21 protein-coding genes are annotated in these 14,048 nt (G+C 65.1%); 20 read left to right on the top strand and 1 reads right to left on the bottom strand.

Annotated elements, in window-relative coordinates:
- Window positions 1–330: 330 nt before the first annotated feature.
- The 20 genes from VFV19_06965 to VFV19_06870 all read left to right on the top strand — a co-directional run bounded on the left by VFV19_06965 (window position 331) and on the right by VFV19_06870 (window position 11,733).
- A complete protein-coding gene (locus VFV19_06965; GenBank protein HEX4824036.1) occupies window positions 331–594 on the top strand; it encodes a hypothetical protein in 264 nt (87 codons plus the stop codon).
- An 851-nt stretch (window positions 595–1,445) separates the two neighbouring features.
- A complete protein-coding gene (locus VFV19_06960; GenBank protein ID HEX4824035.1) occupies window positions 1,446–1,970 on the top strand; it encodes a hypothetical protein in 525 nt (174 codons plus the stop codon).
- Between the two features lie 121 nt (window positions 1,971–2,091).
- A complete protein-coding gene (locus VFV19_06955) occupies window positions 2,092–2,451 on the top strand; it encodes an HIT domain-containing protein (protein ID HEX4824034.1) in 360 nt (119 codons plus the stop codon).
- 178 nt (window positions 2,452–2,629) lie between these two features.
- On the top strand, window positions 2,630–3,364 hold the full coding sequence (locus VFV19_06950; GenBank protein ID HEX4824033.1) for a hypothetical protein: 735 nt from the start codon (window positions 2,630–2,632) through the stop codon (window positions 3,362–3,364).
- Between the two features lie 172 nt (window positions 3,365–3,536).
- Window positions 3,537–3,863 (top strand): metalloregulator ArsR/SmtB family transcription factor, encoded by a 327-nt coding sequence (locus VFV19_06945; protein HEX4824032.1) that lies wholly within the window; start codon window positions 3,537–3,539, stop codon window positions 3,861–3,863.
- Window positions 3,860–4,345 (top strand): SRPBCC domain-containing protein, encoded by a 486-nt coding sequence (locus VFV19_06940; protein ID HEX4824031.1) that lies wholly within the window; start codon window positions 3,860–3,862, stop codon window positions 4,343–4,345. Before VFV19_06945 ends, VFV19_06940 begins: the two co-directional genes overlap by 4 nt.
- A gap of 142 nt (window positions 4,346–4,487) precedes the next feature.
- Window positions 4,488–4,814 (top strand): TfoX/Sxy family protein, encoded by a 327-nt coding sequence (locus VFV19_06935; GenBank protein HEX4824030.1) that lies wholly within the window; start codon window positions 4,488–4,490, stop codon window positions 4,812–4,814.
- 34 nt (window positions 4,815–4,848) lie between these two features.
- Window positions 4,849–5,376, top strand: a complete 528-nt coding sequence (locus tag VFV19_06930; GenBank protein HEX4824029.1) for an OsmC family protein — start codon at window positions 4,849–4,851, stop codon at window positions 5,374–5,376.
- A gap of 43 nt (window positions 5,377–5,419) precedes the next feature.
- On the top strand, window positions 5,420–5,797 hold the full coding sequence (locus VFV19_06925; GenBank protein HEX4824028.1) for a hypothetical protein: 378 nt from the start codon (window positions 5,420–5,422) through the stop codon (window positions 5,795–5,797).
- Window positions 5,798–5,800: 3 nt separating this feature from the next.
- Complete coding sequence (locus VFV19_06920) at window positions 5,801–6,631, top strand: alpha/beta fold hydrolase (protein ID HEX4824027.1); 831 nt, start codon at window positions 5,801–5,803, stop codon at window positions 6,629–6,631.
- A complete protein-coding gene (locus VFV19_06915; protein HEX4824026.1) occupies window positions 6,628–7,038 on the top strand; it encodes a GFA family protein in 411 nt (136 codons plus the stop codon). The genes VFV19_06920 and VFV19_06915 overlap by 4 nt, the downstream gene beginning before the upstream one ends.
- A gap of 74 nt (window positions 7,039–7,112) precedes the next feature.
- The gene (locus VFV19_06910) at window positions 7,113–7,472 is read left to right on the top strand and encodes a hypothetical protein (GenBank protein HEX4824025.1); all 360 of its coding nucleotides are present in this window, start codon (window positions 7,113–7,115) and stop codon (window positions 7,470–7,472) included.
- A gap of 71 nt (window positions 7,473–7,543) precedes the next feature.
- Window positions 7,544–8,005 carry a hypothetical protein gene (locus VFV19_06905; GenBank protein HEX4824024.1) on the top strand — a complete coding sequence of 154 codons (462 nt, stop codon included), beginning with the start codon at window positions 7,544–7,546 and terminating at the stop codon, window positions 8,003–8,005.
- 13 nt (window positions 8,006–8,018) lie between these two features.
- Window positions 8,019–8,636, top strand: a complete 618-nt coding sequence (locus VFV19_06900) for a hypothetical protein (GenBank protein HEX4824023.1) — start codon at window positions 8,019–8,021, stop codon at window positions 8,634–8,636.
- A complete protein-coding gene (locus VFV19_06895; GenBank protein ID HEX4824022.1) occupies window positions 8,620–9,150 on the top strand; it encodes a DoxX family membrane protein in 531 nt (176 codons plus the stop codon). Before VFV19_06900 ends, VFV19_06895 begins: the two co-directional genes overlap by 17 nt.
- Window positions 9,151–9,155: 5 nt before the next feature.
- Complete coding sequence (locus tag VFV19_06890; protein ID HEX4824021.1) at window positions 9,156–9,548, top strand: DUF1801 domain-containing protein; 393 nt, start codon at window positions 9,156–9,158, stop codon at window positions 9,546–9,548.
- 28 nt (window positions 9,549–9,576) lie between these two features.
- On the top strand, window positions 9,577–9,789 hold the full coding sequence (locus VFV19_06885; GenBank protein ID HEX4824020.1) for a hypothetical protein: 213 nt from the start codon (window positions 9,577–9,579) through the stop codon (window positions 9,787–9,789).
- 93 nt (window positions 9,790–9,882) lie between these two features.
- Window positions 9,883–10,161 (top strand): hypothetical protein, encoded by a 279-nt coding sequence (locus VFV19_06880; GenBank protein ID HEX4824019.1) that lies wholly within the window; start codon window positions 9,883–9,885, stop codon window positions 10,159–10,161.
- A gap of 16 nt (window positions 10,162–10,177) precedes the next feature.
- Window positions 10,178–10,783 carry a class I SAM-dependent methyltransferase gene (locus tag VFV19_06875; protein HEX4824018.1) on the top strand — a complete coding sequence of 202 codons (606 nt, stop codon included), beginning with the start codon at window positions 10,178–10,180 and terminating at the stop codon, window positions 10,781–10,783.
- Between the two features lie 41 nt (window positions 10,784–10,824).
- On the top strand, window positions 10,825–11,733 hold the full coding sequence (locus VFV19_06870) for a dienelactone hydrolase family protein (GenBank protein ID HEX4824017.1): 909 nt from the start codon (window positions 10,825–10,827) through the stop codon (window positions 11,731–11,733).
- Here the strand turns inward: VFV19_06870 and VFV19_06865 are convergent.
- The gene (locus VFV19_06865) at window positions 11,705–14,005 is read right to left on the bottom strand and encodes a DUF5916 domain-containing protein (GenBank protein ID HEX4824016.1); all 2,301 of its coding nucleotides are present in this window, start codon (window positions 14,003–14,005) and stop codon (window positions 11,705–11,707) included. The genes VFV19_06870 and VFV19_06865 overlap by 29 nt on opposite strands.
- Window positions 14,006–14,048: the final 43 nt, after the last annotated feature.

Here is a 14,048-nt window from a genome sequence, read left to right as displayed (position 1 = left end):
CAGCTACTACAACCGCAAGCGTCTTCATTCCGCACTGTCTTATCAATCACCAGTTGACTATGAAAAGGGAGCCGCGTAGATCACCTGCGTGTGTCTACCGAATCGAGGGAAGATCCCACACTCTCGCGTCACGGCGCTTGCACAAGGCGGCAAGCGCCGCGCCGCTCGGCGCCCGGCTGAACGCGGGCGTTAGACAGCGAGAGAACCTAGAGACGAATGCTCCGACCAATGAACCTAAGCGAATCTCAGGCGCGGTCCTTCATTTGGACTGGCGTTCTTGGGGCCGCTCTGACTATTGCGGCTTCAGTATTTCAACTTGCCACGAACGCGATGAGCCCGAACATCCTCACCGTGTCATTTCCGATTGTGACGAGCGCCTTGGGCTACGGCATGTACAAGGGCAACTTGCCGTGCGCGATTGCCTTGTGGGTGGCCCAGGGTCTCGCTGCCGCATACGTCAGAGTCGCAACGCATCACTATCCCACGGTGCTGCTCGACGCGTTCCTGATCGTCTTCATTGGCGTACTTGGAACTGCCTCTTTGCAAAAAGGAACAAAGCCGGTTGCCACGCCGGATGCGCCGAGGTCGTCGTGAAGCGAAGGGAGGCCAACGTTAGCTCGCTGTCTAACTACCGCGTGAACGCGTCGCACTCCGGCGTCACCGCGCTTGCGAAAGGCGGCAAGCGCGTTGCCGCCGGGCGCGCGCGTTACGCTGGGCGTTAGGCGGAACCTGAGACAGTCAGATGTTTACTTGTGCGAACTGCGGAGAAGCGAAGTCAGAAGAGTCACGCGGTGTAGTGGGTGTCATCGGCGGCATCGGTTTCTTGCTTGCAACGCGCTCCACGTGGTGGCCGGCCGCTGTCTGCTCGAAATGCTCCCGACAAGTCCGACTGTTCGGACTTGTGTCTCTCCTCCTCACAGCAGTTCTACTCGCGGCAGTAATCTGGTGGTCGCGGTGAGCGCGGAAGCGGGGGCCGTTGATGAAGAAATTCCTGATTGCGGTTGTTCTCGCGGTGGCCACTGGTTGGCTGATCCGATTGTCAGATCACCTTCCCTACAGCGAGACTCGCGTCAGCATCACAGACGCACTTTGTCTTCCGGGAGGTGTTGCCGCATCCCTTGTATTTCCGGAGGGTGTTCACGGTACATCTCCGGGGGCCTGGGCGATCACTGCGGTCGCCGTAAACTGGGCTGTGTATGCGGCTGTATGGCTAGGGCTACTTTACTTGGCCACAAGGGCTCGGCGGTCGCCATGATAATCCGCAGCAACTCAGCTCCGGACTGCGAGCGTCACTTCGGGTGCACGGAACCCATGCGTCCCCTCAACGGTCCGCCTAACAGCGCGTTGCAGCCGTCGCACTCTCGCGTCACGGCGCGTGCATACCGCGGCACGCGCCGCGCCGCTCGGCGCTCGGCTGAACGCGAACGTTGGACGGACGAGTCGCTATGAATACCACGGTGTCCGACCGCGCAGCGATCGCGATCATCGGTCTCATCGGGGTAGTGACCGCTGTGTTCGGGCTTGGCATCATCATCGTCGGTTATGCGGTGGCTGGGTCGAGCATTGAAAGCGCGAAGTCAATGCCTTCCGCGCTCGTGCCCGGTCCGCGGCCTACTCTAATCGACCTGTGGCACCCGGCCGCGATCGCGGGGAGCGTCATGACGTTGCTCGGCCTGGCGGTCATCCTGGCGCGGAGATGGCTTGTCTTGCACTGCGTTGCGGTGCCCGATGTGCCCGCGACTCAGGGCGACCTTGGGAGCATCTTCCCGTCTGTGATTGTCGCCGTCGGTCTCCTTGTGTCGGCCGCGTCTCTTGGCGCACTGGCGTCGGTGGCCGTGTCCAGTGTTGTCGACGGCCTCGGCATCGCAACCGATAGTGTCGCCTTTTGGTCGGTCACATTGGTAATCGGTTGCGTACTAGCGCTCCGTCCCGGATGGGTTGTCAAATTGGCGGGGGCCGAAAAACAATGACACGGCGCCGTCCAACTACGCGCTCTACCCGCCGCACTCTCGCGTCACGGCGCTTGCAAAGAACGCAAGCGCCTCGCCGCTCGGCGCGCGCGGGCTACGCGCGATGTTGGACGGACGAGCGATGAGCGACGACTACTACTGCGATTCCATCTTGACCGGACGCGTTCCCGTCCAGGTGGTGGCGGAGACCGAGAATGTCCTCGCATTCCATCACGTGTTCCAAAGCTGGGAGACCCACATCGTGGTCATCCCGAAGAAGCACGTGCGCAACCTCGTCGAGGTTGAGGATCCTGGCCTCTTCGCCGAGTTGTTTCGGGTCGTGGTTCGCATCATCAAGGAGCAGAGGTTCACCGAGTCGAACTACAAGGTGATCACCAACGGCGGCTCATACCAGAGCAACCAGCACCTCCACATCCACCTTGTGTCTGGTAAGCCACTCGACCCAGAAAACCCAGCGCAAAAGGGTGAACTTGCTGTCTGAACCGAGCGACGCGGTCCAACTGGCCGTTGCAGCGGGAAAACGGCTTCTCGCGGAGACAGCGATCTTGATGGCCTTGCTCTCAACGCACCAGGGAACCGAGTGAAAAGGAGCTCGTCGACGTGAGGCGTCGTCTTGTTTGGTTCGTCAGCGATCAGGCGACCGTCCTCGAGCCGCGCAAGTGACGAAGATGGCTCGCGTCGTCTTCGCCATCGGCCTGCTCACGCTCGGGATCACGGGGCTGGTACGGCGGGACTTCACTCCGGTGTGGACGGGCGTGCCGGCAGGCTTCCCCGCGCGGATCGGCGTGGTCTGGCTCTGTGTGCTCATTTCGCTGGCGTGCGGCCTGAGTCTCTTCTGGCGGCGCACGGAGGTCATCGCGTCCCGCGTCTTGCTCGGTTACCTGATTCTCTGGGTGCTCCTCTTCCGGGTGCCGCTTCTCTTCCGCGCCCCGACGGACTCGGGAGCCTGGTGGGTTTGCGGTGAGAGCGCGGTCATGCTGGGCGGTACGTGGACGCTGGCGTTCGTCAAGCGGAACGCGCGCATCGCGAGCGTGCTCTACGGCCTCGGCTTGATCCCGTTCGGCATCGCCCACTTCACGTTCTTCGAGCGCACGGTCGGGATGGTGCCGAGCTGGCTGCCGTGGCACGTCGCGTGGGCATACTTCACGGGGGCCGCCTTCGTGGCGGCCGGCCTCGCGCTTGTCGGCGGTGTCTTCACTCGCCTGGCCGCCGCGCTCTCGACGCTGGAGATGGGCCTCTTCACACTGCTCGTGTGGGGGCCCGTGCTGGTCGCCGGCCCCGATGCTTCGCAATGGGACGAGATCGTCGAGTCCTGGATTCTGACCGCGGCCGGCTGGCTCGTCGCGGACTCCCTACGAGGAGTACCCTGGCTCGCTCCCCGCGGTCACAGATGAACGGTACCGCGTACCTCGACGACTCCCGTCGATAACGAGTTAGGCCTCTACGAGGAACCGCAGCGGTACGTAGGCCCCGACGGGGCTCAGGGTCACGCCCCGATGACACCTCGCACCCGGACTCTTGACAGGGTCTTTCTCGCACCGTATTATTCAACCTGTAGGTTGAATGATGAGCCAAGCCACCGAATCAGCCTGGATCGCGCTGGCGGACCCGACGCGGCGGGCGATCGTCGAGCGTCTGACGCGAGGCCCGACCCGCGTCACCGACATCGCGGCGCCGTTCGACATGACGCTCAATGCCGTGTCGAAGCACATCAAGGTGCTCGAGGCCGCCGGTCTCGTGCGGCGGACGCGGCAAGGTCGCGAGCACACGATCGAGCTCGATCCCCAGCCCCTGCGCGAGGTCACGCACTGGGCATCTCGGATGGAACGGTTCTGGACCGAACGGCTCGATCGCATCGAGCGGTTCTTCGAGGAAAAGAGGAAACGAAAATGAAGCGCATGGACCTGACGATCTCGCGACTCATTCCCGGTCCCGTCGATGAAGTGTTCGACGTGTGGTTCGACCCGGCGTTCCCCGGCGGACCGTGGCACGACGCCCGGAAGGCGCTGATGAATCTCGCCGTCGACGGGATGTTCTACTTCGGAATGGAGCAGAAGGCGGCGCAGGAGCACACGGGGGTGATGCCCCTCACGTTGCCGGGGGAGCTCCTCGGCCATTTCGGAAGGTTTGTCGCCGTCGATCGGCCGAGGTCCGTCGAGCACACGTGGATGTCCGAATACACGCATGGGATCGAGACGACCGTTTCGGTGACCTTCGAGCCATGCGACGGCGGCACAAACCTGACGATCGTCCACCGCGGCCTGCCCGACGACGAGCGCGGCCGCAAGCACGAAACAGGGTGGAACTTCCTCCTGTCGCGGTTCGAGAAGGAGTTCGCGCAGGCGCCGGCGAAGAGCGCTTCGCGAAAGCCATGAGCAGCAGTTGGTCGGAATCGACGAGGACCTTTCCTTCTACGAGGGGGCCCGGGCAGGGCCGAACATGGAGAAGGTGAAAGAGGCGTTGAAGCGGCTCTGACACGGTTGCCGGTGGTAGCCTCGGTAACGAGAGGACCCGGCCATGGCATTCGACGAACGGTCGGCGGAACGCATTCGCGGCTCGCTCGCTCGGCGAGGTGTGTCGGAAAAAAAGATGTTCGGGGGGATCGGATTCCTCCTGAACGGCAACATGTGCGTCGGCATTCACGGCACCGAGCTCATCGTGCGGCTCCCTCCCGAAGAGACGGACACCGCCCTCGCGCGGGCTCACACACGCCCCTTCGACCTCACCGGGCGCGCGATGAAAGGCTGGATCTTGGTAAAGCCCGCCGGCATCAAGACCGAGGCGCAGCTGAGGAAGTGGATCGACGTCGCCGTTGCTTTCGCGAGTGGGCTGCCGGCGAAGTGATGGAGGCGAGAGCCTCCCTGCATGAGGAGGCAGCATGACGAGCGTCCGTGAACTGCAAGCGCCCCTGCGAGCTCGCTACAAGAGCGATCCTTCCTGCGCCATGGTCGTCGATCGCGCCGTCTCCGCAGGTCATGATGTCGCCGATCCGTTTCACGCGATCGTTTCGGCGCAGGGATCTACCCATCCGACGAGAGTCGCCACGCATCGCGGGCACGGCGGCCCGCACGACGACGCGACCCCCGGCGATGTGCTGAGCGCGGCGCTCTGCTCCTGTTTCGAGCTCACCGTGCGTATGGTTGCCAACGCGATGGGTCTTAAGATCGCCACGCTGACCGTGTCGGTCGAAGGTGACGTCGACTTGCGAGGATCCTTGGCGATGGGCGGCGTGCAGGTCGGCTTCCAAGCGATGCGCGTGCGCACCGCAATCAGCCTGGCGAACGGCGGCCCGTCCGAGATCGCGCGATTGCTCCGCGTTTCGGAGGCCTGCTGCGTCGTCGGTCAGACCCTTCGCGCCGGAGTCGGCATCACGTACAGCTCTGAGGAGCGCCGGGTCGGGCTATGATCGTCCGCAGCCAGGGTTCGACGCATTGAAGTAGGAAGGGGTCATGGACCGAACGGCCGCTCTCGCGCTTTACGACGCCCTCCTCGCGACGGTGCCCGGCGTCGAGCGCAAAGGCGACACCGTGCCCTACACGTCGCTGGGCGGTCACATGTTCAGCGCCCTGCACAAGGACGGCACGGTGGCGCTGCGTCTGCCGGAGGTCGCGCGCGAAGCGTTTCTCAAGAAGTATCGAACGAAGCTGGCCTCCCACTACGGCGTCGTGCAACCGGAGTACGTCGTCGTGCCGGATGCGCTGCTCTTAAAGACGCGCGAGCTGAAGCCCTACTTCGTCGCCAGCCATGCGTACGTCGCCACGCTGAAGCCGAAGGCCGGAACGAAGACGTCAGCGGCAAAGAAAGCGAAGCCGAAAGCGCGGCGCTGAGGAATGCGAAAGTCGATCATCTTCGGCGCCCTGACCGTCGTCTCGGCGGTCTTCGCCGCCCCTGCGGCCGAGCTGGTCGACGTAGGCGGCTACCGTCTCGACACGCTGCGGGCCGGCGCGGGCGCGCCCGCGATCGTCCTCGTCGGCGGCCTGGGCAACGAGCTCGAGACCTGGTCGCAGATCACGCCGGCGGCGGCGGAGCTGAGCACGGTCGTCGCGTACTCTCGGGCGGGGATCGGACGGTCGGAGCCCGGCCCGCACGACTTCACGCTTCACGCGGCGGTGGCCGAGCTTCACGCTCTGCTCGCGCGGCTCCAGGTCAAGCCGCCCTACGTGCTCGTCGGTGCCTCGTTCGGCGGGCTCATCGTTCGCCTCTACACGTCGGAGTATCCGGCGGAAGTCGCGGGCCTGGTGCTCATCGACGCGACGCACGAGCAGCAGGTCCAACGTTGGGGCAAGCTCGACGGCACGTACCCGGCGGCGTTCCGTTCGTTCTTCGAGGAGAAGCTCAAGACCCTGAAGGGTGCCGAAGCCGCCGAGACGCGTGAAACGATGCGGATCCAAGCGGCCGGCGCGGTCGAGGGGATGAAGCCCCTGCCGGACATCCCCATTGCCGTGCTCACCAGCATGAAGGTCGATCCCAATCCGCAGACCGTGAATCAAACGGCAGCCGGGCACGAAGCGTGGCGCGCCATGCACGACGAGTGGTTCCGGCAGTCGCGCAACGGCGAGCACATCGAGACGACCCGAAGCGGCCACCACATCCAGGACGACGAGCCGCAGCTCGTGCTCGGAGCGATCCGGTTCGTGGTCGATCGCGTGCGCACCCAATGAGCGACGTCATCACGGGCGGCTGTCTCTGCGCCGGCGTGCGCTACGAAGTGCGAGGTCCGTTCCTTCGCGCGAGCTACTGCCACTGCACGAGGTGTCGCAAGCACTCCGGCGCCGCAGCGTCCGCCCAGGGGCGCGTGCGGCGAGAACACTTCACGTTGATCGCGGGAGCAGAGCTCGTTCGCGTCTTCCGGCCGGAGGGCGGCGCGGTCAAGGCGTTCTGCGTCGCCTGCGGCTCGAGCCTCTTCGGCGGCACGTGGCCCGACGGCCCCGAGGTCTCGATCCGGCTGGGCACGGTCGATGGCGACCCGGGAATCCGGCCACAGTTCCACACCTTCGTGGCATCCAGGGCGCCTTGGGCCGACATCCTGGACGGCTTGCCGCAGTATCCCGAGCGCAAGACTGACTGAGCGACCCCCGAGATCGAGACAGCGATTCGCGATATAAGAGGCGAAAGGGGGGACGGTCCATGAACGAACAACCGATGATCGCCATCACGACGAGCACGGTGAGTCGAGCGTTCGGAAAGCTCTTGGCGATTGTGCTGCTCGCCGTCGTCTTCGGCATCGCGCTGGCGGTCAGCACGCATCACAAGGCGGAGATCGCGCGCAATCAAACGGCCGAGCAGTTCGCTTCCGGGTTCCAGTCCTATCGATCCAAGGCGATCTCCGGAGAGCATTCGGTCTTCCTGTACGCACCGGTCACGTTCTTCATGATGCTGCCGCTGTTCGGTGTCTACGAGTTGGGCGGAGCCGTGACCCACTTCATCGTCAAGAACCTGTTCGCGCCGAACGTGAGCCAGGATGCGGGTCCAGCGACGCAAATTCCGCCGAACCCCTCCTGAAAGCACGTTCATGGTTGACGGCGCCGGGCGTACTCTAGAGGAAGGAGTCGCCGCGTCGAAAGGAGTGAGCCATGCGGAGAATCGTGGCACTTGTCGTGGGCGTCGTGGTCGCGACCGCCGTACGAGCCTCGCATGCCCAAGGACCCGTCACGTTGGAGCAGCTCAAGGATCAAGCGGCGAAAGACGCCGCGACGCTGGACGGCAAGGCCTACCTGGCGCGGTTCTTCACCAATCAGTGGATGGTGGCGCTCGATGCCGCCGACGAGAGCTGCCTCTCGATCAGGCGGTCCGCCGAGGCTGACGAAAAGCTCGTGATCGCCCTGAGCATCGGCGCGAACGGCTACCCCGTCGCGGTGCTCGTCAGCCCCGAGGACAAGACGATGGAGTGCATCGCCGATCGCTTGAAGTCGAGCCGGCTCATCGAGCCACCTCGCGAGGGCTTCGCGATCTACCTCGCGTTCGAAGCCGTGGAGCCGGGATCGGAGCGCGAGCGGGAGCTCCGCGCAGCGGCGGCGAAGCCATCGACCGAATGACGGCCGGGCAGCGATGACCGGTTCAGGTGACCGGGCGAACGTCCACACTCTGGACGATCTCCTCGACGCAAGGAAGCGGATCGTCGCCGCGGGGTCCGGCGAGTTCGCCGAGATCGATGCTCGACTTGCGCAATTCCCACGGCAATCCCGGCTCGCCGCGCTCGAGCGTCGCGGCGAGAGGCGATCGCTCGCGCAACGAGGACGCGTCGTCGGCTACGCCGACCGGGCGTACCCGGTCGCTCTCGGAGTCGTTCTCGTCGGACTCTTGGTCGTGAACCTCCTGGCGTTGGCCTGGGGTCGCTGGCTCGCCGCGATACCGATCGTGCTCCAGAGCCTGACGCTGATCGCCCTGCTCTCTCGTCACTACTCCCAGGTCATTCTGGTCCGTGTCTGGGCGTGGGTCATGGGCATCGCGGGTGGAGCGAGCGTCATCAGCTTCGCCGCCGGGTGGCTCGCCATGGCTCTCGCGACGTCGGAGAGCGAGCCATCGCCACTGCGAGCCGTGTGGTGGTTCCCCATCGGTGTGATCGAGGTCGCCGCCGCAGTGTGGTTCAATCAAAACGCGGCGCGGTCGACGCTGTTCGAGCACGCGGAGGACGAGCCGAGCTATGCGCGTGGCGCTACGGCCTGAGCGGGCGATGCGCTCGGACCGCAACGCGCTCGCCCTGGCCCTGCTGCGGATCGCCGTCGGGGTTCTCTTTCTCTTCTTCGGCGAGTACAAGGTCTTCGCGGCGGAGTTCACGCTCGGTGGCGGGTTTCAGCACTGGATCAACGAGTTCATCAAGGACGGCGCGTATCCGTTCATGGTGCCGATCCTTCAGGGGTTCGTGCTCGATCACGGAACCGCGATCGCCTTTCTCGTCGCGTACGGCGAGCTTGCGATCGGGCTCTCGCTCACGCTCGGACTCCTCGTGCGCACGGCGAGCGTCTGCGGGTTCATCTACATGATGACGCTCCTGTTCGCGTCAAACTATCCCGGCGCGGGCGTCGCCGCGTGGAAGTACCTCGGCGCATCGCTCGATCATCTCGTGCCGGCGCTGTGCTTCGCCGCGTTCGCGATCGGAAGGCCGGCGGACGTTCTCTCGATCGGCCCTTACCTGTCGCGGCGGCGTCGGCGACCGACTCGAGCGCTTGCGTTAACCTAACGATCATGAAAATGAAGACCTCCGCTGCGACTCCCGACGACTACGTGAGCGATCTCTCCGGCTGGCGGCACGATTTGGTCACGTCCCTTCGCAAGGCAGTGGGCAGCGCCGCGCGATTCGAGGAGACGCTGAAGTGGGGGCATCTCGTCTATCTCTCGAACGGTCCCGTCCTCCTGATCCGCGCGGAAGAGAAGAGAGTGCTCTTCGGCTTTTGGCGCGGGCAACGCCTGACCGCCATCGAGCCTCGCCTCAAGGGCGGCGGCAAGTACGAGATGGCGACGCTCGAGCTCAAGGAGGGTGAGACGATCTCTCCTGCGAAGGCGCGCAAGCTTGCGCGAGAAGCGGCTGCGTTGAATCGACGCCTCGGAGATCCTCAATCCGCGGCGAAGCGCGCATGAGGCCGCGCGCGTCGGGACCGCACACACGATGAGCTTCTTGGGCAAGCTCTTCGGATCGACCAAGACTCCGAAGCCGTGCCGCGTCGAGGTATGGCATGTGACGCTCTCGCCGCCGCCCTATTACGTCGCGCGATGCGATTGCGAGTGGGTCGGGCAGTGCTTCGACGAGGCCGAGCCGGCCCGGTTGGAGGCCAAGAGCCACAGCGCCAACGTCGAACCGGAGATCGTCGAGTTCGACTGAGTCAGAGAGTCCCGCTCTCGAGAAAACCGGGGTACCCTTGGGGATACCCGGACTTGAATCGAGAACGAGGCCGTGGCTCGGAGGAGACGGACGATGGCGCGCTTTCTCATCGAGGTACCCCACAAGGCGACGCTCAAGGACTGCGTGCATGCGATCGAGGTGTTCCATCGCACCGGCTCGCACTTCCTGACCCACGCCGACTGGGGCTGCAAGGACGGAGAGCACTCCGCGTGGATGACGGTCGAGGTGAAGGACAAGGACGAGGCGATGTTGATCGTGCCGACGCCTTTCCGCGCCGAGGCGCGCATCATCAAGCTCAACGCTTTCACCGAAGCGGATCTCGTGGAGATCAAGCGGGTCCACGAAGTCTGATCGGCCGGATCCATCCATGGATCGCTCGAACGGCTACGAAGGGGTCGCGGCCGAGTTCATCGCGGGGCGCGGTGGGCCGCAGTCGTCGCGCATCGGCGCGACGTTCATCCGGCGGTGGGCGCGAGGATTGCCGCCGGGCGCAACGGTGCTCGATGTCGCGTGCGGCACCGGAATTCCGACCACGGAGACGCTGCTCGACGAAGGGCTGTCGGTCTACGCGGTCGATGCCGCGCCGTCGTTCGTCGCGGCGTTCCAGTCGCGGTTCCCCGAGGTCCCCGTCGTTTGCGAGCCGGCCGAGGAGTCGAGCTTCTTCGGCCGGACGTTCGACGCCGTCTTGAGCTGGGGCCTGATGTTCCTCCTGGAGCCCTCAGTGCAGGAAGCGGTGATCCGCCGGATGGCGGACGCGCTCACGCCAGCAGGGCGGCTGCTCTTTACCTCGCCACCGCAAGTGCAGACCTGGAGCGACGCCATGACCGGGCTGGAGTCGCGCTCGCTCGGTGCCGAGGCGTACCGAAGGTTCCTTTCCGTGAACGGCCTGACCGTCCTCGACGAGTACGAGGACGAGGGAGAGAATCACTACTACGACGCCATCAAGAAAGAGGGGACAGCTTCCGAAACCTGAGCTGCGAGTTTCGGAAGCTGTCCCCTCTGGAGGTTCCTCCGATGCTCCGTAAGACCGCCCACGACTTCGATCAGGAAGTGCTCTCTCTCTTCGACGCGTACGTGCACGGGATCATCGACCGGCGCGTCTTCCTCGAGAAGGCGGCGAAGTACGCCGTCGGCGGCGTGACGGCGGCGATGCTGCTCGATCAGCTCAGCCCCAACTTCGCTGCGACGGTCGTGGCGGCGAACGACGATCGCATCAAGGTCGAGTCGCTCGAGTTCGACTCGCCCAAAGGATACGGCAAGGGGCGCGGGTACCTGGCACGGCCGGCGAAGGAGAAGGGGAAGCTACCGGCGATCCTCGTCGTCCACGAGAACCGCGGGCTGAACCCGCACATCGAGGACATCGCACGGCGCATCGCCGTCGACGGCTACGTCGCGTTCGCACCGGACGCGCTCTTCACGCTCGGCGGCTACCCCGGCGACGAGGACAAGGCGCGCGAGCTGTTCTCGAAGCTCGACCAGGCGAAGACGCGCGAGGACTTCATCGCGGCGGCCCACCTCTTGAAAGCGCGGCCGGAGACGAACGGGAAGCTCGGCGCGGTCGGCTTCTGCTACGGCGGTGGGATGGTGAACTTCCTCGCGACGCAGCTCGGCGGGGACCTCGGCGCCGGCGTCGCCTTCTACGGTTCGGCGCCCGAGCTCGCGGACGTGCCGAAGATCAAGGCGCCGCTTCTCATCCAGTCCGCCGAGACCGACGAGCGGATCAACGCGAGCTGGCCCGACTACGAGAAGGCGCTCAAGGCGGCGAACGTGAAGTACGAGCGCTTCCTCTACCCCGGCACGCAGCACGGCTTCAACAACGACACGACGCCGCGCTACGACGCGTCAGCCGCCAAGCTGGCGTGGGAGCGCACGATGACATTCTTTGCGGAGCACCTCAAAGCTGGAACGCATAAGAAAGCTTGAGGAAGAGCGAGCGGCCGGCGAGCTCGAGGCCGTCGGCCGGCGGCACGTTCGAGAAGGCGTGCTGCTCCTGGTAGCCGAAGAAGAGCACCGACTGCCAGTTGAGCTTGTAGGCGAAGAGCGCCGAGAAATCGATGCCCTGGTCCTTGGCGTCGACGAGGTACTGCACCGGCGGGCCCGGGTCGACGATGCCGTACAGGGCCTGATCGTTGCGCTGCGTGACGCGCTGGCCGATCAAGCGCAGGAAGCTCCGCCGGTTGAAAGTGTAGACGGCCTTGATGCGCTCAACCTGTGCGGTGAAGAGCCGTCCCTGCACGCCGTTGTCGTCGACGTCGAACCAGCGGCGGTTCGCAAGCAGGTCGATCTGGATGTGGTCGGTCGGCCGCACCGTCGCGTTGAAGTTCACGGTGCCGCCGTAGCCCTCCCTCGCGCGCGTGAAGTCGATGTCTCTACCGTAGTTGCCGTCGGTCGAGACGCGGGTGAGCCAGTTCCACGGACTCGCTTGTAGGACCCACATGATCCGGCGGCGGGGGAGGACCTTGCTGATCGTCGGATCGAGCGCGTCGATCGCGCGGATGTCCTCGGCGTCGAGGCGGAACTGCAGGAACGAGTTCGCGAGGCCGTCGATTCCGGTGCCGACGATGACGAACTTCTGGATGAGATCGTGGTTGCGCTCCTCGACGTAGTCGCCCTGGACGAAGAACCGCTGGCGCGAGACGAACCCCTTCTCCGGCCAGCGCGTGTAGCCGCCCTCGACGTACTGCTCGCGGAATCCGACCTGCGGGACGAAGCCGACGTCGGCGCGGAAGTCGTTGCCGTAGTCGCGGTAGTTGCCGAACGCGTCCCAGTGCTTCGTCGCGTGCTGGAACAACAGCTCCGCGCCGTGGGATTGCTGGGCGACACACGGCGGCGTGGCGCAGTTGACGTCCGGCGTCAGCGTGTCGCTGAAGAGGATCTGCCCCGTCAGCGTGTCGCTCGGCTTCGGGCGCCACTGGAAGTCGGGTCCGATGACGCGGTTGTAGCCGCCGCCCTGGATCTCGCGGTCGGTGAAGAGACCGCTCACGAACGATTGCCCGATGTCCTGGCGGATGCGGCCGATCGCCACGGTCGACTCGTAGTCCTGGTTGGCGAAGTTCGAGCCGTTCGGCCCGGGGATGATCACCGATCCGCCGCCCTGGTCGTACGTGACGAGCGCCGTGTACGACGTCTGCCCCGCCTGCCCCGTCGCGCGCAGCCCCCACAGCGGATCGGTGATCGTCCGCGTGTAGACCGCCTGCACCGGCGTCGCCAGCAGGTCGGTCCGCTCGAGGAAGAACGGGCGCTTCTCCGGGAAGAAGAGGGCGAAGCGCTCGTTCGCCGTGATCTGCGCGGTGTCGGTCTCGACCTGTGAGAAGTCCGGGTTGATCGCGGCGTCGACCGTGGTGCTCACGTTCGGCGACCACTTCACGTCGACGCCCGCGTCGTACTTCGGTGCCGGCGTCAGCATCTCGTTCCCGAGAACGTCGTCGCGCGGCGCGCCCTCCTGGCGGGCGACGCCGAACGGCGCGATGACCCAGTTTCCGCCCGGCGGCAGGCTCGAAAGCCCTTCGAGAGGCTGCTCGTTACAGATGAAGCAATTGGAGTCCTTGGGCAGGCGCACGCTGAACATCTGGTAGCGGCGGTCGCGGGGGTAGTTCCGGTAGAGCATCATCCCCCAGGTCTGCGGGTCCTTCCTCGCGTAGCGCAGCGACGAGAACGGGATGCGGATCTCGAGCGTCCACCCGTGGTCGTTGATCTTCGCTGCCGAATCCCAGAACCAATCGGGCGCGTTGTCCTCGCTGCCGTTCGCGTCGGAGTTGATCGCGTCGTACTGGATCCCGCGCGGGTTCGCGAGGAAGAGGATCGCCGTCTTCTTGTCGTAGTCGGCGTCGAGGATGATCCCGCCGTAGTCGGTCGTGCTGTCGACGTTGTCGCGGTCGGCGTAGGGGGCGCGGATCTTCTTCGGGTCGGGGTCGTCGAACTCGAGGCCGATGTAGAGGTACCTGTCGTCGTACGTCATCCGGCCGACGTTGCGGACCTTCGGCTCGATGTTGTCTCCGGGATTCGTCTCCCACCACTTATCGATCGGCGCGCAGTCCTTCCAGGCCGCATCCGAGAGATCGCCGTCGACGACGATCGGGCCCGTCGCCCTCGCGATCTTGACCGTATAGGGCGGCTCGGCCGGCGCCGCGGCCCGGAGGACCCCGCAAGAAAGCGCGACGACGGCCGTCGCGACCGCTGCCCTCCATCGAGCCATGAGCGCTACTACGCTCCTGCGCGGCGAAAGTTACCGGACTTTT

The sequence above is a fragment of the Candidatus Polarisedimenticolaceae bacterium genome (genome assembly GCA_036275915.1).
Lineage (GTDB): Bacteria > Acidobacteriota > Polarisedimenticolia > Polarisedimenticolales > DASRJG01 > DASRJG01.
Note: the sequence above shows the minus strand (reverse complement) of the source record. Positions and strands in the feature narration are given on the sequence as shown.

Coding starts and splice junctions, on each gene's coding strand:
- VFV19_06920 (HEX4824027.1), top strand. CDS start 5,801: ATGCGAAAGTCGATCATCTTCGGCGCCCTGACCGTCGTCTCGGCGGTC.
- VFV19_06865 (HEX4824016.1), bottom strand. CDS start 14,005: ATGGCTCGATGGAGGGCAGCGGTCGCGACGGCCGTCGTCGCGCTTTCT.
- VFV19_06900 (HEX4824023.1), top strand. CDS start 8,019: ATGACCGGTTCAGGTGACCGGGCGAACGTCCACACTCTGGACGATCTC.
- VFV19_06930 (HEX4824029.1), top strand. CDS start 4,849: ATGACGAGCGTCCGTGAACTGCAAGCGCCCCTGCGAGCTCGCTACAAG.
- VFV19_06870 (HEX4824017.1), top strand. CDS start 10,825: ATGCTCCGTAAGACCGCCCACGACTTCGATCAGGAAGTGCTCTCTCTC.
- VFV19_06875 (HEX4824018.1), top strand. CDS start 10,178: ATGGATCGCTCGAACGGCTACGAAGGGGTCGCGGCCGAGTTCATCGCG.
- VFV19_06945 (HEX4824032.1), top strand. CDS start 3,537: ATGAGCCAAGCCACCGAATCAGCCTGGATCGCGCTGGCGGACCCGACG.
- VFV19_06910 (HEX4824025.1), top strand. CDS start 7,113: ATGATCGCCATCACGACGAGCACGGTGAGTCGAGCGTTCGGAAAGCTC.
- VFV19_06960 (HEX4824035.1), top strand. CDS start 1,446: ATGAATACCACGGTGTCCGACCGCGCAGCGATCGCGATCATCGGTCTC.
- VFV19_06890 (HEX4824021.1), top strand. CDS start 9,156: ATGAAAATGAAGACCTCCGCTGCGACTCCCGACGACTACGTGAGCGAT.
- VFV19_06935 (HEX4824030.1), top strand. CDS start 4,488: ATGGCATTCGACGAACGGTCGGCGGAACGCATTCGCGGCTCGCTCGCT.
- VFV19_06885 (HEX4824020.1), top strand. CDS start 9,577: ATGAGCTTCTTGGGCAAGCTCTTCGGATCGACCAAGACTCCGAAGCCG.
- VFV19_06905 (HEX4824024.1), top strand. CDS start 7,544: ATGCGGAGAATCGTGGCACTTGTCGTGGGCGTCGTGGTCGCGACCGCC.
- VFV19_06880 (HEX4824019.1), top strand. CDS start 9,883: ATGGCGCGCTTTCTCATCGAGGTACCCCACAAGGCGACGCTCAAGGAC.
- VFV19_06955 (HEX4824034.1), top strand. CDS start 2,092: ATGAGCGACGACTACTACTGCGATTCCATCTTGACCGGACGCGTTCCC.
- VFV19_06915 (HEX4824026.1), top strand. CDS start 6,628: ATGAGCGACGTCATCACGGGCGGCTGTCTCTGCGCCGGCGTGCGCTAC.
- VFV19_06940 (HEX4824031.1), top strand. CDS start 3,860: ATGAAGCGCATGGACCTGACGATCTCGCGACTCATTCCCGGTCCCGTC.
- VFV19_06965 (HEX4824036.1), top strand. CDS start 331: ATGAGCCCGAACATCCTCACCGTGTCATTTCCGATTGTGACGAGCGCC.
- VFV19_06925 (HEX4824028.1), top strand. CDS start 5,420: ATGGACCGAACGGCCGCTCTCGCGCTTTACGACGCCCTCCTCGCGACG.